Origin of the sequence: Pseudomonas sp. UME65 (assembly GCF_014170225.1) — a bacterium.
Taxonomy (GTDB): domain Bacteria; phylum Pseudomonadota; class Gammaproteobacteria; order Pseudomonadales; family Pseudomonadaceae; genus Aquipseudomonas; species Aquipseudomonas protegens.
In genome coordinates this window covers 617,253-638,558 of the sequence record NZ_LZZQ01000010.1, presented here as the reverse complement: position 1 = coordinate 638,558, position 21,306 = coordinate 617,253, and the positions used below count along the sequence as shown (strand labels likewise).

The 21,306-nt window shown below is 61.4% G+C and carries 15 protein-coding genes; all 15 read right to left on the bottom strand.

The window, feature by feature from the left end:
• Positions 1-202: 202 nt before the first annotated feature.
• Positions 203-1,255, bottom strand: coding sequence for a pseudaminic acid synthase (gene pseI, locus A9971_RS10685; protein ID WP_183000578.1), 1,053 nt, complete (start codon positions 1,253-1,255; stop codon positions 203-205).
• The gene (pseG, locus tag A9971_RS10680) at positions 1,248-2,753 is read right to left on the bottom strand and encodes a UDP-2,4-diacetamido-2,4,6-trideoxy-beta-L-altropyranose hydrolase (protein WP_183000577.1); all 1,506 of its coding nucleotides are present in this window, start codon (positions 2,751-2,753) and stop codon (positions 1,248-1,250) included. Before pseG ends, pseI begins: the two co-directional genes overlap by 8 nt.
• Complete coding sequence (gene pseF / locus A9971_RS10675; protein WP_015634623.1) at positions 2,750-3,457, bottom strand: pseudaminic acid cytidylyltransferase; 708 nt, start codon at positions 3,455-3,457, stop codon at positions 2,750-2,752. The genes pseG and pseF overlap by 4 nt, the downstream gene beginning before the upstream one ends.
• 4 nt (positions 3,458-3,461) lie before the next feature.
• Positions 3,462-4,625 (bottom strand): UDP-4-amino-4,6-dideoxy-N-acetyl-beta-L-altrosamine transaminase, encoded by a 1,164-nt coding sequence (gene pseC / locus A9971_RS10670; protein WP_183000576.1) that lies wholly within the window; start codon positions 4,623-4,625, stop codon positions 3,462-3,464.
• The gene (gene pseB, locus A9971_RS10665; protein WP_183000575.1) at positions 4,622-5,623 is read right to left on the bottom strand and encodes a UDP-N-acetylglucosamine 4,6-dehydratase (inverting); all 1,002 of its coding nucleotides are present in this window, start codon (positions 5,621-5,623) and stop codon (positions 4,622-4,624) included. Before pseB ends, pseC begins: the two co-directional genes overlap by 4 nt.
• 10 nt (positions 5,624-5,633) lie before the next feature.
• The gene (locus tag A9971_RS10660) at positions 5,634-8,570 is read right to left on the bottom strand and encodes a TIGR00180 family glycosyltransferase (protein ID WP_183000574.1); all 2,937 of its coding nucleotides are present in this window, start codon (positions 8,568-8,570) and stop codon (positions 5,634-5,636) included.
• Positions 8,571-8,621: 51 nt separating this feature from the next.
• Positions 8,622-9,359 (bottom strand): cephalosporin hydroxylase family protein, encoded by a 738-nt coding sequence (locus A9971_RS10655; RefSeq protein WP_047284504.1) that lies wholly within the window; start codon positions 9,357-9,359, stop codon positions 8,622-8,624.
• Positions 9,360-9,379: 20 nt separating this feature from the next.
• Complete coding sequence (locus tag A9971_RS10650) at positions 9,380-10,450, bottom strand: class I SAM-dependent methyltransferase (RefSeq protein ID WP_047336043.1); 1,071 nt, start codon at positions 10,448-10,450, stop codon at positions 9,380-9,382.
• Positions 10,440-11,297 (bottom strand): NAD(P)-dependent oxidoreductase, encoded by an 858-nt coding sequence (locus tag A9971_RS10645; RefSeq protein ID WP_183000573.1) that lies wholly within the window; start codon positions 11,295-11,297, stop codon positions 10,440-10,442. The genes A9971_RS10650 and A9971_RS10645 overlap by 11 nt, the downstream gene beginning before the upstream one ends.
• Before the next feature lie 11 nt (positions 11,298-11,308).
• Positions 11,309-11,869 (bottom strand): dTDP-4-dehydrorhamnose 3,5-epimerase, encoded by a 561-nt coding sequence (gene rfbC / locus A9971_RS10640; RefSeq protein WP_047336042.1) that lies wholly within the window; start codon positions 11,867-11,869, stop codon positions 11,309-11,311.
• Positions 11,866-12,948, bottom strand: a complete 1,083-nt coding sequence (rfbG, locus tag A9971_RS10635) for a CDP-glucose 4,6-dehydratase (protein ID WP_183000572.1) — start codon at positions 12,946-12,948, stop codon at positions 11,866-11,868. The genes rfbC and rfbG overlap by 4 nt, the downstream gene beginning before the upstream one ends.
• Complete coding sequence (gene rfbF / locus A9971_RS10630; RefSeq protein ID WP_183000571.1) at positions 12,930-13,703, bottom strand: glucose-1-phosphate cytidylyltransferase; 774 nt, start codon at positions 13,701-13,703, stop codon at positions 12,930-12,932. Before rfbF ends, rfbG begins: the two co-directional genes overlap by 19 nt.
• Before the next feature lie 266 nt (positions 13,704-13,969).
• On the bottom strand, positions 13,970-17,548 hold the full coding sequence (locus A9971_RS10625; protein WP_183000570.1) for a glycosyltransferase: 3,579 nt from the start codon (positions 17,546-17,548) through the stop codon (positions 13,970-13,972).
• Between the two features lie 121 nt (positions 17,549-17,669).
• A complete protein-coding gene (locus A9971_RS10620; RefSeq protein WP_183000569.1) occupies positions 17,670-19,238 on the bottom strand; it encodes a flagellar hook-associated protein 3 in 1,569 nt (522 codons plus the stop codon).
• A gap of 13 nt (positions 19,239-19,251) precedes the next feature.
• Positions 19,252-21,303, bottom strand: a complete 2,052-nt coding sequence (gene flgK / locus A9971_RS10615; protein ID WP_011059954.1) for a flagellar hook-associated protein FlgK — start codon at positions 21,301-21,303, stop codon at positions 19,252-19,254.
• Between the last annotated feature and the right edge of the window lie 3 nt (positions 21,304-21,306).

Below are 21,306 nucleotides of genomic sequence, written 5' to 3'. Positions count from 1 at the left end.
ACCCCCGCGCGATGACCGAGCAGGGGCTGCCGAAAAAACACAGATACTTGCGCCGAAACACGGCGGTATCGGGAAGAACCAAGGGCTATCACTGGACCTGTCACACAGGGCTGGCGCCATCTTCCCGGGCGATACAATACAGTGAAGATGCACGTTATGACTCACAGGTCACGCTATTTTGCCGAAACTGCCATACAAAGGGCTACTCGACGAATGCCCAGTCCAGCGCGGTGCCGCGCTTGAGGGCCTGGCGCGCGCGACGGCCAAGCAGGGCGTCATAGTGCTTGGGAGCGAGCCCCAGCCCGGGACGGATGGCCCGCACGTTGTCGGCGCTGAACAGCTCTCCGACCTGCATGTCTTGGGTGACATACAGCGACCGGCGGTAAACCAGTGATTTGCTCTCGGCCTGGGTGGCGCCATAGCTGACCTGACCCATGGCCTGCCAGGCCCGCTCGGTTTCCAGCACCAGGCTGGCCATCTCTGCAGGCTCCAGGGAGAAGCTGGCGTCGACCCCACCGGCAGCTCGATCCAGGGTGAAATGTTTCTCGATCACTGTGGCACCTAGCGCCACCGCCGCCACGGACACACCGACACCCATGCTGTGATCGGACAAGCCCACCTCACAGCCGAACAACTCCCGCAGATGAGGAATGGTCAGCAGATTGCTGTTGGTCGGTGATGCAGGATAGGTGCTGGTGCACTTGAGCAGCACCAGATCGCGGCAACCCGCCTGTCGTGCAGCCCGGACACTTTCGTCCAGCTCGGCAATGCTGGCCATGCCAGTGGAGATGATCAGCGGCTTGCCGGTAGCGGCCACCCGGCGAATCAACGGCAGGTCGGTGTTTTCAAAACTGGCGATCTTGTAGGCCGGAACGTCGAGGCTTTCCAGGAAATCCACGGCGCTCTCATCGAATGGCGTGGAGAAGGCCAGCATGCCCAGGGCCTTGGCCCGGGCAAAGATCGGCTGATGCCATTCCCAGGGTGTGTGGGCCTGTTGGTACAGCTGGTAGAGCGATGATCCGGCCCAGAGGCTGTCCGGGTCCTTGATGAAGAACTCGCCCTGAGCGAGGTCCAGCGTCATGGTGTCGGCGGTATAGGTCTGCAACTTCAGTGCATGGGCACCGGCCCTGGCCGCTGCCTCGACAATCTGCAAGGCCACATCCAGCGACTGGTTATGGTTGCCGCTCATCTCCGCAATGATCAACGGCCCATGGCCGGCGCCCACGAAGCGCGAGCCAATCTTGAAACTAGTCATCCAGATGTTCCTTCAACATACGGGTGAATTCGCAGGCGCCTTGGCCATAGCCAGCCCGGCGAAACAAACTCAGCGACACTTGGTTATTCGACAGGACCTGTGCCCGCAGGCGCTGCACATCGGGCCAATGGTGCAGCAGGCAGGCCTCCCCCTGCTCCAGTAGAACCTGCCCCCAGCCTAGGCCGAAGCGTCCGGCAAACAGGTAGATCGACACCTCGGCCTGCCCTCCCTCCCGGTCATAACGCAGCATTCCCAGAGGGCCATCTGGCAACTCGGCGATCAGCAGCAAACACTGTGGGTCGCTCAGACAGGCCTCCAGCCACTGCACATGGTTCCACCAGTCGATGGCCTCGGGCTGCTGCGACCAGCGCCTGACCAGATCACTATTGCGCCCGTCAAATAGCAGCCGGGCATCGTCAAGGGTCGCCGGTCGCAGACGAACTGCCGCCGCGAACAGCGCCGCGGCCACCCGCTGCGAGCCCAGGCCATCGACCAGTTTCCGGGCACGAGCAGCCAGGCTATGACGCAGCCCAGGGTTGCCCAGCATGAGCTTCACGGCATCGCGCAGTTGTTCGACTTCCACCTGCTCACAAGGCCCCAGGTACAAGTGGGCACCCGTTTCAGCCAACAGCCGGGCGTTGGCCTGCTGATTGTCGGCCACGGTGATGCACAACGTAGGCACGCCCAGCACTGCACGTTCCCAACTGGTACCGCCCCCGGCCCCCAGGCACAGGTCTGCTTCGGCCAGCAACCCGGCGAAGTCGTTCACATAACTGTGCAAGTGCCAGTTCGGCCGGTCTGCTGCCAGCACCTGCATGGCCTGCCAATCCGGGTTGCCACTGCCAGCAACAAAATCCACCTGCAGTTCATGCAGGTCCGCCAGCGCCAGCATGGCCTTGTGGGTCTGGCCGGCAGCATCAAAACCTCCAAAGTTCACCAGCAGCCGCTGGGCCTGCGGCCGAATCAGGATCGGAGGGCGCCGGAACTCCTCACGCAGCAAGGCAAAGTGCGGCCCGAACAAGGTCCGGCACTGTGTGCCGTACAACCCGGCATACGCCTCGGCCGAACCACTGAAGTTCTGGTCCAGCAACAGATCTGCGGCATGCCGGCGGTTGGCCAGATCATCGATCGCGGCGATCCGCGGCGCCCATCGGCGAGCGGCGCTTTGCCACTGATGATCAAGGCCGTAGTGATCCACCAGCACCCAGTCGAAGGCCGGCTGATCTACCAGGGCTTCCTGCAGTGCCGCGATATCGGCCTGCCAGGGCAAGGGCGCTTCGATACCCAACCGAGGGTTCTCATCGGTATAGAACTCAGGCAGTGCAAAGGTCGGAAAACCTTCAGCTTGCAAGGCCGCCAAGCGATTGCCGGGCAGGCGACGGCAGGCGAATGCAACTTCGGCCCCCTGCTGGCGCAACACCTGAGCCAGGGTCAGGCAGCGGGCCACGTGGCCGCTGCCGATCGCCGGCGAGGCGTCAGCCCGGATCAGCACCCTCACTCCAGCTCTCCTGCGGCCTTGAGCGCGGCGTACAGGTATTGCGCCCGCCGCCAATCCTCTTCAGTGTCGATATCCTGCACCAGGTGACGCGGCAGGATCACCGGCAAGCTGCGAGACGAGAACAACGCCTCCCCCTCCAGCCAGGCCTGGCTTCTACCCCAGTAGAACTGCGCCGCATCCTGATAGGCCACGGGCAGATCCTGGGAGCGGGCCTGACTGAACTCCGGATACAGCGCGCCCAGAGCGCCCTGCTCGTCGAGCGTCAGCGCCCGTTGCACCGGAAAACCAAAACTGCACACCGAAAAGGCAAACGACCTGTCCTGATGCTGCTCCAGCAACGCCAGCCCCTGGCGCAAAAAACGCAGTTGCAACAGGGGGGCGGTGGCATAGATGCAACAGGCATATTCGAATTGCTGCCCCAGCTCCCGCAACGCTTGCAAGGCATGCACGATCACCGCCGCAGTGCCGGTGAAGTCATCCGCCAGAGCCTGCGGTCGGACAAAAGGCACCTCTGCGCCACAGGCAATGGCCAGCTCGGCGATCTCGGGATCGTCGGTGCTGACCACCACGCGCTGGAACAACCCCGAACCCAGCGCCTTATCGATAGAACGGGCGAGCATCGGCACGCCATCGAAGGGCTTGAGGTTCTTCCTCGCAATTCGCTTGCTTCCACCTCGGGCGGGGATAATCGCGATCGAGCTCATGGCGCTACAGCTCCTGAATCCAATGTCGCAATTGCTGTACAACGTAGTCCTGCTGGTCATCCGTCAGCCCGGGATACATCGGCAAGCTGACGGCCTGGGCGTAATAACGCTCCGCCTCGGGGAAATCACCCTCAGCAAAACCCAGATCCCGGTAGTAGGGTTGCAGGTGCACTGGGATGTAATGCAGGTTGACTCCGATCCCAGCCTTGCGCAGCCCCTCGAAGACCTCACGGTGCGAGTGCTTGATGTGCTGGAGTTGCAAGCGCACGACATACAGGTGCCAGGCCGAGTGAGCATCAGGTTGAGCCTGGGGCAGGCTCAACGGCAGGCTCTGCAACAGATGCTGATAACGCTCTGCAAGATAACGCCGGCGTTGTAAAAAGCCCGGTAGCTTATTCAACTGCGAACGCCCGAGCGCCGCCTGAAGATCGGTCATGCGGTAGTTGAAGCCCAGTTCGACCTGCTGGTAATACCATGGGCCATGGCTCTGGCCCACCATCTGCGCCGGGTCGCGGGTCATGCCATGGCTACGCAGACGACGCAGATGATCCGCCAGCTCCGGGCTATTGGTCATGACCATTCCACCTTCGGCACTGGTGATGATCTTCACCGGATGAAAGCTGAACACCGTCATCGCAGCGAACTCTCCACAGCCAACCGGACGCCCCGCATAGCTGGCGCCCACCGCGTGGGAGGCATCCTCGATCAAGGTGAAGGCATAACGCTCGGCCAGTTCCGCCAGGCGTCGCATATCACAGCTCTGCCCCGAGAACGCCACCGCGATCACCACCTTGGGTAATGCCCCGCTGGCCTCGGCCGCTTGCAGCTTGAGGGCCAATGCCTCGGCGTCGAGGTTCCAGGTCCGCGGATCAATATCGACAAAGTCCACATCCGCACCACAGTAACGACCACAGTTGGCCGACGCGAGGAACGTGTTAGGAGTGGTCCATAACCTATCGCCCGGCCCAAGGCCCGCCGCCAGGCAAGCAATATGCAAGGCGGCAGTGGCGTTGCACACCGCTACGCCATAGGCTGCCTTGCAGACGGTCGCCATTGCCTGCTCGAAAGACTCGATTGCTGGCCCCTGGGTCAACCAGTCGGAGTGCAAGACCCCCAGCACGGCATCGATATCCTCCTGGTCAAGGCTTTGGCGACCATAGGGAATCATGGCGCGATCCCGGTGTGCAGTTCGGCTATCTGCCCGACCGACAGAAACTCCGGATTGGTATCGGAGCGATACTCGAAATCCTCGGCCACAGAAACGCCCCGCTCGCCCTTGCCGTCCACGGCAAAATCAACGTTGACGCTGGTAAAGCGGATGGAGGGCTGGATCGTGTAGTGATCGTCGAACTCCAGGGTCATGCGCGCATCATCCAGAGGCACCATCAACTCATGGAGCTTCTCTCCCGGACGAATCCCCACCTGCTTGTGTGGCAAGTGCGCGGCCATCCCCAAGGCCAGATCGACGATGCGGATCGACGGAATCTTCGGCACGAAAATCTCCCCGCCGTGCATCCGCGCGAAGCTGTCCAGAACAAATTGCACCCCGTGGTCCAGGGTGATCCAGAAGCGGGTCATGCGCTCATCGGTAATGGGCAGCTCCGTTGCACCCTTGGCAATCAGCTGGCTGAAGAACGGCACCACTGAGCCTCGGGAACCTGCAACGTTGCCATAGCGCACCACGGCAAATCGAGTGGCCTGCTCACCCGCGATGTTGTTCGCCGCCACGAACAGCTTGTCCGACAGCAGCTTGGTGGCGCCATACAGGTTGATCGGGCTCGCAGCCTTGTCAGTGGACAAGGCAACGACCTTCTGTACCCCGTTGTCGATGGCCGCAGCAATGATGTTTTCAGCGCCATTGACGTTGGTGCGAATGCACTCCGTGGGGTTGTATTCGGCCGCCGGCACCTGTTTCAGCGCCGCGGCATGCACCACATAGTCGATACCCCGCATCGCCTGGCGCAAGCGCTCGGCATCGCGAACATCGCCGAGGAAGTAACGCATGCAGGGCGCATTGAAGGTCTGCTGCATCTCGTACTGCTTGAGCTCATCGCGAGAGAACACCACGACCCGCTTGGGCTGATACTGCTCCAGCAGGCGTCGAATGAAGTTGCGCCCGAAAGAGCCGGTGCCACCGGAAATGAAAATGGATTTGCCGTTGAACATCACTGATTCCTTATCCCAGCAACTGGTTCCAGTTCACCGCGCTCGCGGCCCCCAGCGCAAAGCCCTTGCCAGTCAACGCCAGGTTCTGGTTGTAGGCCGTATCCTGCGCAAAGCGCGCCGCCCATTTGTCTTTCAGGGCTGCCAAGGCCTGTGGATCTTGCGCCAGGGTGCCGGGATGCATGACCTGCGCTTGCGGAGTCAGGACGGTGAGATAACCGGCATCGGCCACCTTCAGGCACAAGTCGACATCGGCGAAGGCCTGGTCGAAATGCTCCTCGTCCAAACCACCTACGGCCTCGAACAACGCCTTGGCGATCATCAGGCAGACGCCGGATACCGCCGAGTAGTTCTTCTCCACCCAGAGGCTGTTCATGTAGCCCGGAGCATCCTTGGCCTCTCCAGCGAAGGCGGCGCCCAGATGACCATTGAGGCCGAGGATCAGGCCCGCCTGGGTGGTCATGCCGCGCTCATTGACCAATCGTGCACCAACCACCCCGACCTCGGGGCGCTGGGCCTGATTGAGCAAGCTCTCGATCCAGTTGGCGTTGACCACCTCGGCATCCGACGATAGCAGCACCAGGTACTCGCCCTTGGCCTCACGACACGCGGCGTTGTGCAGGGCCGAGACACTCAAGCGCTGTTCGCTGCGCAGCACACGAATACGATCACCCTGGCGCTCCAGGCTAGCCAGCCAGCTGTCGAGCTCGGCGTTCTGGCTATGGTTTTCGGCGATCAGAACTTCGTAGCGCTGGTAGCGGGTGCGCTGCAGTACGCTGACCAGGCAACGTTGCAACTCGGCGAAGTTATCCTGGCTCGCCAGGATGATGGAAACCAGAGGCCGTTCGGCATGTTGATAATCGATCTGGTAAGTGCCCGGCTGCGCCGAACTGACCTGGGCGCGATAGCCCCGTGCCGCCAGGTGGCGGGTCAGCACCTGCCGCTCCTCGGTGCTGGCCTCATCTGCCGGAACACGGCAGATCAACAGCGGCTCGGCCAGATGGGCCAGACCAGCAAGGCCACCCTCCTGGATCAATCGCAGCAGCACATCGAACTCCAATGCCTGCTTGAGATCGCTGGAAAAACCGCCGATCTGCATCAGAGCTTCGCGCTGCAGCAGCCAGTGCCGAGCCATCAATCCCGGCGCGCTTTGCAATTGGTCAAGGTTGAACCCCGGGCGGAACACCGGGCTCAGGGTGAAATCACTACGGCGCTGTACTTCATCCATCGCAACCGCACGAATACCTTCGGCGCCCAGCAGCTCGAGGCTGGCCCGCAGCAGGCCGCTGGCAGTGAACTGGTCACCGGCCTCGGCCAGCAGTACCCAGTCGGCACGGGACTGAGCCAGGGCCTGATTGATCCGCTCTACATAGTTGCTCTCAGTGACCTTGACGAAGTGCAAGGTGTCCTGAGCGCTGGTGGTGGCCGGCAAGTCGCCGGTGGTCAGCACCACCAGCTTGAAAGCCTTGAAATGGCTAGCCACCAGGCTGTCAAGACTGGCTTGCAGCTTGACCATGTCGGCGTCGAGATCGAGCAGCAGGATCTGCACTTGAGGACCGCCGCCGTGGCGTGCCAGGTGAGCATTGATGGCATTCAACTGCGCCGGCTCCGGCGAACGCGCCTCCAGCCAACTGAGCAGACGTCCCGATTCAGTGCCATTGAACAGCGCACGACTGTCCGGCCCAGGCACCGAATCAAGCCGCTCGGCCCAGACTTGTAGCTTGCTGGCCTCCTCCGGCTCGTCGCTCTCCCGCATCGACTCGGCCAGGCGCTTGACCACCTCGCGGTTGAACAGGTTCAAGGTCAGGGCTTCCCACAGACGACTGCGCACGGTCTGCACAGTGTCGTTGGAATGCACCCGCATCAGTTCTTCCTGACGCAACAGCACGCCTTCGAGCTCTTTGAGCTGGACCCTTCCCGCCGGCATGGCGTGCATGAGGAACTCGAACTGGGTCAAAAGATCGAACATCGGCTTGTTGTAGAACGGCATTTCGACAAACTGCTCGGGGCCGAAGGAACGTACCGGCTCACCGCCCACCTCGACCCAGGCCGAACGGAAAATCATCGTACCCCTGAGGGAGCGTCCAGCAAGCAGGCACTCGGCCATGGCCGCAAAACTGTCCAGGGCAATCTGCTTCACCTGCTGCTGATCCCGGCCACTGAAACCGCTGGGCAGCGTAGCAAGAAACGCGGCAAAGTCTTCACGCTGCTGCACCGACCTGGCGTCCTTGAACGTCAGCACCGTCAAGACGTTGGTATTGTGCTCGGAAGCGCCATAATTGACCTCGCGCACGGCATAGGGAATCGGCAGGATCCGAGCCTTGGCACAAGCCAGGAGATAGAAACAGTGGCCGATTTCCTGCCACTCGAAACTCACTTCGGGCGGCAGCCGGTTATACCACTGGCGCAGCAGGTCGGTGCGCGTCACGGCATAGAACGGAGGCAAGAACTGCCCCATGAAACTCATGACCCGATCCTGGGGATCGTCGGACGCATAATCCTCGATCACCCGGCAATCTCGACGGTAGTAGTTGGTTTCTGCAGCCCGAGCCAGGTACATCATCCCGTAGCCATGGCACAGACCGTAGTCCGGATTGGCCTCAAGAAACTCCACCGATGCATTCAGGGCATCATGAATCAGGAAGTCGTCGTCGGCAGCGAACGCCATGTAAGGCGTGCTGACCAGGTTGACACCGTAAGTCAGCTTGTCCTGCAGGCCCTTGTAGCCGAACTGCGGCAGATGCCGGTAGTCGACCTCGGGATAGCGCTCGGCCAGAGTCTCGTCCGCCTCCTGGGAAGAATCCAGAACCAGGATCGAGCAGGGATAGGTGCTGTAGTACTGCAAGGTGCGTTGCAGGAACGCCTTGCGATTGTGGGTCATCACCACCAGAGTGAAACGTTCGCTCATCGGCGCTGCGCTACTGTTCATTGCTTTGTCTTCAACCCACATATGCCCTTCCCCACAACCGGCCAAGCGCCCGGAACCTGCAACCATTGATATTCAGCGAACCCGACGCAGGTAACCATCCGGCGCTACGGTGATCAGCAACTTGTTCTGCATCTGGTAGTCGATCTCGAAGTCAGCGTTCTCTTTCAGATAGGCCCAGACCGCGGTTTTCGGGTTGTCCCCTGGCCCCCATGGGCGATCAGGGAAGAAGGTCGGCGGCATGTCCTCGACCACGGTATCCATGACCACGCAATAGCTGTCGACCGACACCAGCGGCGCATACAGGCGCAGCTCTTCGAGCACGTGATCGTGAGTGTGGTTGGAGTCCAGGACCAGAATGACCTTCTTGCCCTGCGCGGCAGCGCGAACCTGCTCGGCGATGACCGGATCGATGCTCGAACCTTCGATCATGCGAATGCGCTTGCTCATCGGATGCTGCTCGATGGCTTCACGGTTGTGGGCGCGGATGTCCAAGTCGATGCCCAGCACTTCACCATGCCCCTGCAATTCCAGCAGCGAGGCGTAGTAGATGATCGAACCGCCATGGGCGATACCACATTCGATCACCAGGTCCGGCTTGACCCGCCAGATGATCTCCTGCATCGCCATCATGTCCTGGGGCAACTGAATGATCGGCCGCCCCATCCAGGAGAAGTGATAGCTGTATTTGTGCTCCGCGGACTCATTGAAAAAATCACGGGCCAGGCCCTTGAGCTTCTCATCCTGGCCCTGAGCACTGATCTGTGCCTGGCATTCTTCTTCAAACGCTTGGATGACGTTTTTCTCGGTCATGTTCGATTCTCACTGACAAATTAGCTGAATGAAGCGCTATCGACGGCGTGATAGACATAACGGCCATCGGTCATGCGCTTGATTTCTTCGAGGTAGTTGGAGTTCATCACGAACAGATTGGCGCCCACGGGCAATGCTTCCATGGCCTCTTGCGGTGATGACACTCGCATGCCGCTCAGTGGCAAGTAACGGCCTTGCTTGGCCGGATTGATATCCACCACTTGATCTACCGCTACGCCTGCCCGTTGCAGGAACAGCGAATAGATCACGCCCTTGGAGGACGCCCCCCAGATGCCGGTGCCGGTTTGTGGAGCGGCCTGGATGATGCGCTTGGCGGATTCGATGCTGGCGGTGAAATCGGCTGGCATCTGCAGGGGCTGAACCGGCGCCTGCAAACGCGACTGCAAGCTGCCCAGATCCGCCACCACATACAGGTATTGGCCGCCAAACAGATGCCCAGCCTCATGCACGGTGCCGAACATCCGGCGCAGATCCTCAAGGCGGAAATAATTCACGTGCTCGTAAAACACATCGAACCAGGCACGGTGTTCGAGTATCCAGTCGAAACACGGCACCTCGATGTAGATCTGCCCCCCCTGGTTGGCCTTGGCAATTTCATCAAGGAACCCCACAGGATGGCTGATGTGCTCCAGCACATGGCGCAACACGATGGCATCAGCGGCCAGTCCCAGTTCACGGGTGAACGGCGCCTTGATCACCTCCGGGTTGTCGCCCTCATAGGAGGGGTCGATGCCAGTGATCGAGTAGCCGCGATCGCGCAGCATCTCGAGGAAATATCCCTTGCCGCAGCCCACTTCAATCAGCTTGCGGTTTTTAAAATGCCGGGCGATCACGCCCTCGACATCCTGCAAGTGCCGCTGGAACTGGCCCGAGTGGGCCTGCTCGTTCTGATAGTCACTGTCGTAGCTGAGCTTGTCGGCATCAAAGGCCTGATTGAAGATCAAGCCGCTATCGGCGTCCTGCACCAACACGATATCGGCGTGGCCTGAAGTCCTAGCCTGTTCGGCCGTGGCGAAAGTGCGATTCTGCAACACCGGCAAACCGGTGGCGCGATACAACTCATGCCTCATGGGCGTCTCCTGCCAAGCGCTGCAAACGCTGGTTCACGCCCCAGAACGCCAGGGGTTCGTGGGCGGCGTAAGGGTAGTGCCCTAGGTTCAAGGCAATATTCGAGTGACGTTGCCGGGCCCGCTGTTCCACCAAGGCCCGCAGGGAAACCGGCTGGCCGCTGCAACAGTTGATCACCCCGGTCACCTCGCGCTGGGCCAATAGGCGTGCCAGCCACTGGGCCGCCGCTTCGATGGCTAGGTAATCGCGCAACTGATCGCCTGCCGACATGTCGAACACCGCATCACCGGCGTCGATGGCCCGATCCAGGCTGGCCAGGAGGCTCTTGGGGTTCTGTCCCGCACCGTGTAGGTAGAACAGGCGCGCCCACTGCAGAGTGAACGGCTGTTCGCGCTGCAAGGCTTCAAGGAACAGGCGCAGGGTATTTTTGGCCAACCCGTAGGGCGTGACGGGCTGCGGCACCGTTTCTTCGCTCAACGCACCGTTTTGCAGGCCGTACTCAAAGCAAGTACCGGTGACCAGCACTTGCTGTACACCGCTTTGCACCACCTGCTTGATAAAACCGTAGTCCGCCGGCAGGGTGCGCTCAAAGTGGCTCAAGGCTTGATAGTTCGGCAACCCGGGCCAGGCCAGGTGAGCCAGGGCGTCAATCCCGGCGGTCAACACGGTCACGTCGAGGTCGGCGGCATGCACGTCGGCTTCGACAAACTCCACCGCCGCGAACCAGGGCAAGCGCTCGGCGGGCTCACGCCGGCGGGCTACTGCGCGCACCGCAACCCCCCGCTCCAGCAAGGCGCTCACCAAGTGCTGGCCGACAAAGCCGGTGGCACCGGTGACCAGCACCTTCATGGCCGGCAACCTCACAGGCGCACGCCCGGGAACTGTGCGTTCAGTAGCGGATGGCAAGCGTCCTTGGCCGACAGGTTTCGCACCGGAAGCGGCCAGTTAATGGCCAGGGCCGGATCGCTCACCGACAGACCGGCTTCATGCTCCGGGGCGTAGTCAGCGTCGGTGAAGTACAGCACTTCACTGTCATCTTCGAGAGCCTGAAAGCCGTGGGCAAAACCACGGGGAATCAGCAGGCTGCGTCCATCATTGGCACGCAGCTCTTCGGCATGCCATTGCAGGAAGGTCGGCGACTCGGGACGCAAGTCAACCGCCACGTCCCAGATCGCTCCCCGCAGGCAGGTAATCAGCTTGGCTTCGGCAAACCCGGCCTGCTGGAAGTGCAGGCCTCGCACACTGCCGCACTCCGAAGTGCGCGAGTGGTTGATCTGGCGAATATCGAAGGAGCGTCCTTCCAGGGTCAGGCGAGTCTGGCAAAACAGTCGGGCGAACCGTCCGCGCTCGTCACTGAAGACCTTTTGCTGGACCAGATAAAGCCCTTCCAGGCGCAATGCCTGGAGCTTGACTTCATTCATGCTCGTTCCTTGTAGAGATTCAATTGGTTGAGGCTGACCGCGCGCATGTCTTCCCCTGCGCGCCAGGCCAGGTGCCAGTCCAAGGTGTGCTCCAGGCATTGTCGCAACGACCAGCGCGGCTGCCATGCCAAGTGCTGGCGGGCGCGACTGCTGTCCAGTCGTAGCAGCCCGGCCTCGTGCAGATCACTGGGCTCGACACGCAGCCCCGGGGAATCGGGCCAGCGCTGAGCCAGCAACTCCACCACCTCGCCGACGCTGCACATGTCCGCCTCGCCCGGTCCGAAGTTCCACGCACCGTTGAACGCAGGTCCCTGCTCGTACAAGCCTGCGGCCAGTTGCAGGTAGCCCGCCAGGGGTTCCAGGGCATGCTGCCAAGGGCGCACCGCCTTGGGATAACGCAAGGTCACCGGCTCCCCCGCCAACCAGGCCTGAAGCACATCGGGAATCAACCGCTCAGGGGCGAAGTCGCCGCCACCCAGGACATTGCCGGCCCGCGCCGTGGCCAAGGCCAGGCCGTGCTCGGCATGACGCTCGGGGGCAAAGAACGAAGCAGCGTAGGACTGCGCCAGTAACTCGCAGCAGGCCTTGCTACTGCTGTAGGGATCATGACCGCCCAGGGCTTCGTTTTCCCGGTAGGGCCACAGCCACTCCTGGTTGGCGTAAACCTTGTCGGTGGTCACAAGCACACAGGCGCGCACAGCGCCAGCCTGGCGAATCGCCTCGAGCAGGTTGAGGGTACCCATGACGTTGCTGGAATAGGTGCCCAAAGGGTCGCGATACCCCTCTCGCACCAAGGGCTGGGCCGCCAGGTGCAGGACGATTTCCGGCTGGGTCTCGGCGATCAGCTCGAGCAAGGCGCCCAGGTCTCGCAGGTCTCCGCGCTGATCATTGAGGCCCTCAGCCACCCGGGCCAACTCGAACAGGCTCGGCGTGGTCGAAGGGGCCAGGGCAAAGCCCGTGACTTCGGCTCCCAGGCTCTGCAACCACAGGGCCAACCAACTGCCCTTGAAGCCGGTGTGGCCGGTGAGCAAGACGCGCTTGCCCTGCCAGAACGCCGGGCTCAGTCCCATTGCTTCCATGGGGCCTCCCCACTCTGCCATAGCTGCTCTAGATGATTCTTGTCCCGCAAGGTGTCCATGGGCTGCCAGAAACCGCCGTGTTCAAAGGCGTGCAGTTGCCCTTCCTTGGCCAGGCGCTCCAGAGGATCGGCCTCCCAACTGACATGATCACCGTCGATGTAACTCAGCACCTTGGGCGACAGGACAAAAAAGCCGCCGTTGATCCAGCCACCATCGCCCCGGGGTTTTTCCGTGAAGCCCAGCACCTGGTCGCCGCTTCGCTCCAGGGCACCGTAGCGACCCGGCGGCTGCACCGAGGTCACGGTCGCCAACTTGCCGTGGGCCTGGTGGAAGTCCAAGAGCGCGCGGATATTCAAATCAGACACGCCATCACCGTAGGTGAAGCAAAACGCCGGCTCATCCTGTAGGTAGCGCGCGGCGCGGCGCAGGCGCCCACCGGTCATGGTTTCCTCCCCGGTGTCGATCAGCGTCACGCTCCAGGGCTCGCTGTAGTTCTGATGCACATCCATGCGGTTGTTACGCATGTCGAAGGTCACATCCGAGGTGTGCAGAAAGTAGTTGGCGAAGAAGTCCTTGATCGCGTAGCCCTTGTAGCCGAGGCAAATCACGAAGTCATGAATCCCGTGGGCGGAATACTGCTTCATGATGTGCCAAAGAATTGGCTTGCCACCGATTTCGATCATGGGCTTGGGCTTGAGGTGAGACTCCTCGCTGATTCGCGTACCCAGCCCACCCGCCAGAATTACTGCTTTCATCACTGTCCTCTTGCTCTTCGTGGGCTGAATCAGCCCTCTTGAGGCCTGGTTTGGCGCCAGACGCAAAGATTCATTCGCAGCCAACGGCTACCTTGCACCACGTTGCAGTGAAGGTTTTATGGCGATATGAAGAGGACTTGCAGGAAGTGCGCCAATTACGCGAGCGGCGCTTGGGGCACGGCAGAGGACGATACATACAGCCGCCCCGACAGGGCGACGATGGGGAAAACCGGCTCGCGACGGGGCGATCACGAGCCCTGATCCGATCAATCCGGCAACCACCCCCACAACCAATGCCGCAGGTTGTCGTCGCGCAGCATGAAGTCGCGATGCACCGCCTCGCGCAACTCATCCCCCATGCGGTAGCTGGCAACCGGGTCGGACAGGTGCATGCGGATCGCCTGCAACCACTCCTCGGTGCTGTTGCTGCGAACCTTGGTACAAGGCAAGAAACCGCGATAGGCCTCGGTATCGGTGCAGATCACCGGGTAACCGCAGGCACCATATTCCAAGAGCCGCAGATTGCTCTTGCAGTCGTTGAAGATATGGAACTCCAGGGGCGCCAGCGCCAGATCCAGGTTCAGGCTGGCCAGCTTGAACGGATAATTCTGCAGGCTGGTCACCGAATGAAACTCATGCACGTAGGGACGCAAGGCATCGGGACACATGCCGAAGAACACCCACTCGACCTCGTTGGCCAGCTCGCGCACCACCTCGGCAATGATCTCCAGGTCTCCGGTATGGCTGGTGCCACCGCCCCAGCCCACCCGTGGCTTGCGGGAGGTGCCACGACGACTGGTCAAGCTGGCCCAGGGGTCGAGCGCCAGCATGTTGGGCACCACGCGGATATCGCTGTGCATACTCGACAACGCATCGGCCAGAGGCTGGGTAGTCACCACTACGCGATCGCACAGGCCAATCCCCTCGCGCAGCATCTGCTCGGTGTTCACAGGCTTGTTACGGGCATGGGTGTTTTTCTTCGGCGCACTGACGATGTAGTCATCGAGCTCGAAAACCCGCAGGGCACTGGAGTACTTTTTCATCCGCAGAATGTCACTGGCCGCGCCATCGCTATACCGGCACTGCAGGATGATGGTATCCGGCGACAGACGCTCGATCTCTACCGTGGACGGCGACTCGTAGGCCACTCGACCAATCACCCGTCCTGCTTCCTCCAATGCCGTCAGCGGCCCCGTCACCCTGTAATGCCCCACTGCAGAACTGTTGACTGGCAGCCCCAGGATCAACGGCAACGCCCGACTGCAGAACGGATTCCAGTTGTTGCGCAACGAAGGCTCCAGGCTGAAGCTGGAGTAACCCAGGCTTAAAGCCGGGTTATAGGCCGGATCGCGCGCAACCTTGGGCATCCACTGCCGATAGAAGCGCTCCTGCTCGGCATCATGTGCCTGCTGCTGTTCACGGTCATCACTGACGACGGAGGCCGGCGTCAGAATCAGGCTGGCGTACGGCGTCCAGACCACCAGATAGCCGTCGCGGTCGATTCGCAGGCACAGATCGGTTTCTCCGAGCTCGTTAGCAAATGCCTGCTCATCCAGACCGCCCAGGCTATCGAAGACCTCCTTGCGTACCATCAGGCAATCGCCACTAACCGCACTCCAGTTCTGCACCACCTGCAACCGCTGCATGTAACCACGAGCCCCCATGGCTTCGCCGACAAAGGGCGAGCTTGCTGGCCCAGCCATCCCCAGCACCTGACCGGCCTGGAGAATGCAACCGTCGACATCCAACAGACGCGCACCAACAACCCCCACCTCAGGACGCTGAGCCTGATTGAGCAACTCATCCAGCCAGTCGCCACTACAGATCAACGCCCTCGGATCAAGCAGCAACAGGTAGTCGCCACGAGCCTGACTCGCCGCACTGTTGATCAGCGCGGCATGGTTGTTCGGACCGGTATAAGGCAGGACCCGTAGCATTGCGCCGCCCAACTGAGCCATGGCCGCCAACCAATCCGTCATCGCAGGATCGCGGCTGCCGGCATCCACCAGCACAATCTCGTAGTGGCTATAGGCAGTCTGCTCGATCAGGCTTTCGACACAGCGCTGCAACGTCGCCAGAGAGTCGCCGCACGGCAGGAGAATCGACACCAGTGGCCGGCTACCATGCAGATAGTCAATACGATTGAGCAAGGGCAGATCGTCATGAACGATCCGGTGCTCCACGCCAATCCGCTGCAGATGCGCTGCCACCAGCCCTTCACTGCCCTCAATCACCTGGGGCCGTGACAACCACTGGGCAAAGCTCAACTCGGACTCCAACTGGATATCGGCAATATGCTCGATAGTCTGTGGCCCAGCGGTCTCCACCATCCGCCACAGCAGATCATGGGGCGCCAGCTCACCACGGGCCGGATCAAAACCGCCCTCGACCATGAAGTGCGCGCGAGAAAAAGCCAGGGCGCGGCCGACATAGGGATAGGAGCGCATCAGGTCGAGATTGAAGTCGGGTTTGAACACCGGCTCCGACGACTCGCCTTCAACCAGCGCACCTTCATCGCTATAGGCACACAGCATGGCCGGAGTATTGGCAATGCGCTCGGCAAGGATCAGTAGCGCCGACTGCTGCAAGCGGTCACCGGCCTGCAGCAGATAAAACCAATCCCCTCCCTCCAACTGCGGTATCAATTCATTAAGCTGTTGCACCCAGTCCTCGCGCAACGGCTGGAGCAGGACTCGCTCTCGCTCTGCCACTAGGGCTTCGCCCCTCGACAACACCAGCACCGCCGCAGAGGCGTACAACTGAGCATCGATGCTGTCCAGGGTCCGCGCAAGCGCTTCGCTATCGCCTTCGAAATCAAGAACCACCACTACCAACTGCACCCGTCGGGGCCAGCTGTCGATGCGCTGAGGCATCAGCCGCTGTTCCACCGCCGAGAATTTGCGCACTGACAGCCATTCCCGATAGAAGCCCTCGTAGCTGATGCTCTCGCCACCGACCCGACCATCGACCACCGTACTGCGATTACCCAGCACACGGGTCACGCAAAGCTCTTGCCAGTTACGCGGCTGCTCGGCTGCCCGCGACAGATCGACATAACGCACCCACCCCGCCGCCGGCGCCGATTCACCGCTGCGCGCGGCCAGCATCTGCACCAACCAGGTCCACTCATTCTTCGCCAGTTTGAGCATTTCCGGCGTATTACTCAGACGCCCAGAATAAAGTCGCTCGCAACCTAATACTGTCACCTGCGCCGCCAGATTGCCGCGACGCATCAGACAGATGAACAGGGCAAAATCCAGCAGCGCGACAAAACCGGCGCCTTCCTGGATCAACGCCGGAAGCAGCTCCAGCACATCGGCACGACGCATCAGCGCGGAACTGAAGTTACCGAGGAAATTGCGCGGTGTGCTCTCGAAGATCGCCAGCATGTCATCGCCCTTGAGCACCGCATTGTCATGGGTGAAGCGACAGTTATCGACTCGCGACGGCAGGATGAAATTCCCTGCATCACTGAACACCCGCAACGCACACACCAGACTGACATCGGGGTTATCGAGCAGCACCGGAGCCTGCAGGGCGATACTCGGAGCGAATAGCCGATCGTCATCACACAGGACCTTGATCAGCTCACCACGAGCCTCCTCGACGCAGCGCAGGATATTCTTCTGCAATCCAAGGCGCTGCGGGTTGCGCAGATAACGCACAGGATGCACCGGTTCGACGAAGCTCTCGACAATCTGCCGGAGTTCATCGCCGGCACTGTCGTCGCAAACAACGATCTCCAGTGGCTGGTAGGTCTGCGCCAAGGCACTTTCCAGAGCCTGGCTGAAGAAGCGTGGGTTGAAGGCGGGAATGACGATGCTGACTAAAGGGGCTTGGCTCACGGCGGGAAACTCTCGAGCGGCGAGCCCTGGCCAGTGATGCCAGGGCTGCAAGACCGCTTAAAAAAGACGGCTGGCTGCTCGAAGATCGCGGCGTCCGGGCGCCAGCCCGAACGCCACGCACTCAGACCTTGTTGAACAGACCCAGTTGGGCAATCTTGCTGAAGGCCAGCTGCGAGGCTTGCAGCATGGTCTGTTGCAGGGTCAGGCGAGTCATCACTTCGGCCGGATCGGAGTCGCTGATGGCCGAGCGGGTCTTGGTGTTGGCAGCTGCCAGGCTTTCGTTGATTTCGCTCTGGGTGTCCAGGGCCGAACCACGACCACCCACCGAACTGATACCGATGGACAACTGGTCGATGCCACTGGCCAGGTTGGCCATCCCCGAGGCGAGGTCGGCCAGTTGCTTCTGGGTCGCCAGGGTGTTGCCGGCGGTCGGCGTGTTCAAGGCGTTTTTCAGCTGGCTCACGGTATCCAGTATGTTCTGGGTCTCGTGGGTATTGACCGACACACTGAACTGATCGTTGGCCGCCGGAGAAGGCGCGCCGGTCAGGGTGAAGCTCACGCCTGCCGCGGTGGCGACGTTGCCCGGCCCGACCACGCCCGAGGACACCGGCTTGCTATCAGCGGTCAGTGGCGCAGCGTACAGATCGAAATTGGTAGCGCTGGTGAACTTGAGGATCGCCGAACCACTGGGGAAGGTGGAGTTGTAGGCCACCGGATCGGTAATGCTGGTGTTCGAGACCTGAGTCATGCTCGGGTTGCCCGGCGAGCGCGCCACGTTGAAGGTGTCCGGCTTGGAGCCCAGGTTGAAGGTATGCCCCGGCAGCACGGCGTTGGCGTCGTCGCCGGACTTGAGGTTGACGTTCAGGCTCAGGTCGACCCCACGGAAGCTCACGGTCTGGTTCGGTGTAGTGCCGAAAACACCACCCTGACTGGCCTCGGCCGTTACATCGTTGCCACTGCCGTCGACGATCTTCAGCTGGGTGCCCGATACGAAGGACACGGTGTAAGGCTCGCCGCTGCGGAATTGGCTGTTGTAGGCACCGTTGTTGGCCACCTGGCCGTTGGACAGGGAAATCCGCCCGTCATCCACGGCTGGCGCGGTCATGGTGACCTGGCTGCGACTGGTGTTCAGTGCCTGCTGGAACACGTCCCAACCGGTGCTGTTGGCGGCCATCATCATGGTGTCGCCGACCGGCAGTTGCAGGCTGCTCTGGTCACCGTTGTAGCTGTAGGTGCCATCGGAGTTGCGGCTGAACGGTGGAACATCATCCTTGGAGCCACCGAAGATGTACTTGCCGTTTTCGTCCTGGGAGTTCATCAGGCTCAGCAACTGCTCTTCGATCTGCCCCAGTTCCGAAGCATTGGCCTGGCGGTCGGCGTCGGTGTAACCGGCGTTGCCGGCACCGGAGGCCAGTTCCTTGGCGCGGGCCAGCACGTTGTTGATGCTGGTCATCACCGATTCGGTCTGGCCCAGGGAGGCCTTGATCGAGTTGGTGTTGGTCTTGTACTGGTCCAGCAACGAAGCCTGTTGGCCCAGTTGCAGCAGGCGCGCGGCACCTACCGGATCGTCGGCAGCGGTCTTGACGCGAACCAGGCTGCTGGCCTCTTCGCTGCTCTGGACCACTTTGGAAAAGTTCTTCTGGTAGTTGGTAGCCGAGGACTCGTAAAACTGGGAGGTGGAAATGCGCATGGGCTACGACTCCTTAAAGGCTGTTGATCAGCGTGCTGAAGGTTTCCTGCGCAGCCTTGATGATCTGCGACGACGCTGTGTAGTACTGCTGGAACTTGACCAGGTTGCCGGTCTCATCATCCAGGTTGACCCCGGACAGCGAGTCCCGGGCGCCCTTGGCGTTAGCCAGGATGGTGCCGGTAGCGGCGCTGTCGAGGCTGCCCTGACTGGCCTTGGCGCCGACGTTCTCGATCAGCTTGCCGTAGGCATCCACCAGGGTGATGCCTTTGCTGGCAGAACCTGTATCGACTGTCTGCTTGCTCTGCAAACCGGCCAGCGCCAGGCCGTTGCGGTTGTCCGAAGAGCCGGCGCCGTTCACCGAGATGTTCATGCTGTCGCCGGCAGCGGGAGCGCCGGCCACGGTCATCTGCACGCCGAACGTCTTGGTCACCGGTGGCGTGCCGCCGTCGGTGATCGGCGCACCGCTGGCATCCAGCATGTTGATCTGCAGGTTGAGGGTGTTGGTCTGCCCGGGAACGATGGAGCCGCTGCCCATCTTGTTGCCCTTGGCATCGAAATAGTCGTAGCTCTGGCTGCCGCCTGCCGGCGCATTGAACACCACTTTGACCGGACCCGAATTCTTGATTGCGGTCTGCATCTCAAGCTTGGCTGCGGCGTCGTAGTTGTCGATCGGCACGCTCAAGGAAGGCTGTGCGGAAATGCTCAGGGAGCTCTTGAGCCCGGCAGCCAGCTCGGCCTTCAGCGGAGCCGCGAGGGCCAGGCGCTTGGGGTCGGTCATTTCGGTCTGGATGGTGGTAGCGGCATTGCGGGTCGGGGTGATCTTGAAGCTGTCACCGGCACCGACCGTACCATTGAGTTTCAGCGAGAAGCCATCGATCACCGGTGCCGGGCTGGTGGTGGTGCTGAAGCTACCCATGTCGGTGCCATCGGAGCGCTTGACGCTGTAGTCGGTGGCACTGCTGAAGGTCACGGTGTAGTCGCTGGTGCTCAGCTTGCCGGTGTCCTTGATGGTGACATCGAAGTTGCCCGAGCCTGCGCTGTTGGTGGCACTGCCAATGCTGCGCTGGCTGATCATCCGGGCGCTGTTGATGTCGTTGAACAGGTTGCCGCCGAAATCACCGTTCTTGTCGATGCCCTGAGCCATCAGGCTGTTCATCTGGTCGGCGACCACGAGGGCTACGCGGCCCAGCTCGTTCATCGCCGGATCCAGCACTTCGCTGCGGTAGCGCAGCAGGCCGCCGATCTCGCCACCGGTGGTGAGGTTGGTGATGTCGATGCTGCTCGAGCCCCGGTTCAACTGCAGCGCGGAGCGGCTCGGGTCGTTCTTGCCCTGCACCACTTCCAGGGTATTGGCCGAGTTACCCATGACCAGCGGCTGGCCGCTGCCCAGGTACAGGTCGACGCTGGAGCCACGCTCCGAGACCTGCACGCCGATGAAGGTCGAAAGCTGGCGCACGGTTTCATTACGCGCATCGAGCAGATCGTTGGGCATGCCGTTGCCGTTGGTCGACAGCTCGGAAATCTTCTGGTTGAGCTGGGCCACGGTGTTGGCCAGCTTGTTGACCTGGTCCGCCATGTTCGCCAGGTTGCCGTTGATATTGGTGTTCTGCTGGTTGAGCTGGCTGGATACCGAGTTGAAACGGTTGCTCAGGGCCTGGGTGTCGCTGAGCAGCAACTGCCGGGAAGCCTCGTCGGTAGGCTTGGCGTTGAGGTTCTGCACCGAGGCGAAGAACTTGGTCAGGGCGCCGGTCATGCCGGTGCCGCTGTCCGACAGCAATTGGTCGATCGGACTGATCTGCCCCTGGAACGCCGCGGCATCGCTGTTGAGCGAGGTGGCGGTGCGCAACTGGGCATCGAGGAAGCTGTTATAGACCCGGCGCACGTCCGCCAGGGTGGTGCCGGTGCCGATGAAGACGTTGCCATTCTGGCTGGAGGCCTTGGTGCCCTGCACGGTCTGCTGACGCGAGTACCCGGCGGTGTCGGCGTTGGCAATGTTGTTACCCGTGGTCATCAACGACGTTTGGCTGGCGGCCAGCCCCGACATCCCGATATTGAGCAAACTCATGAT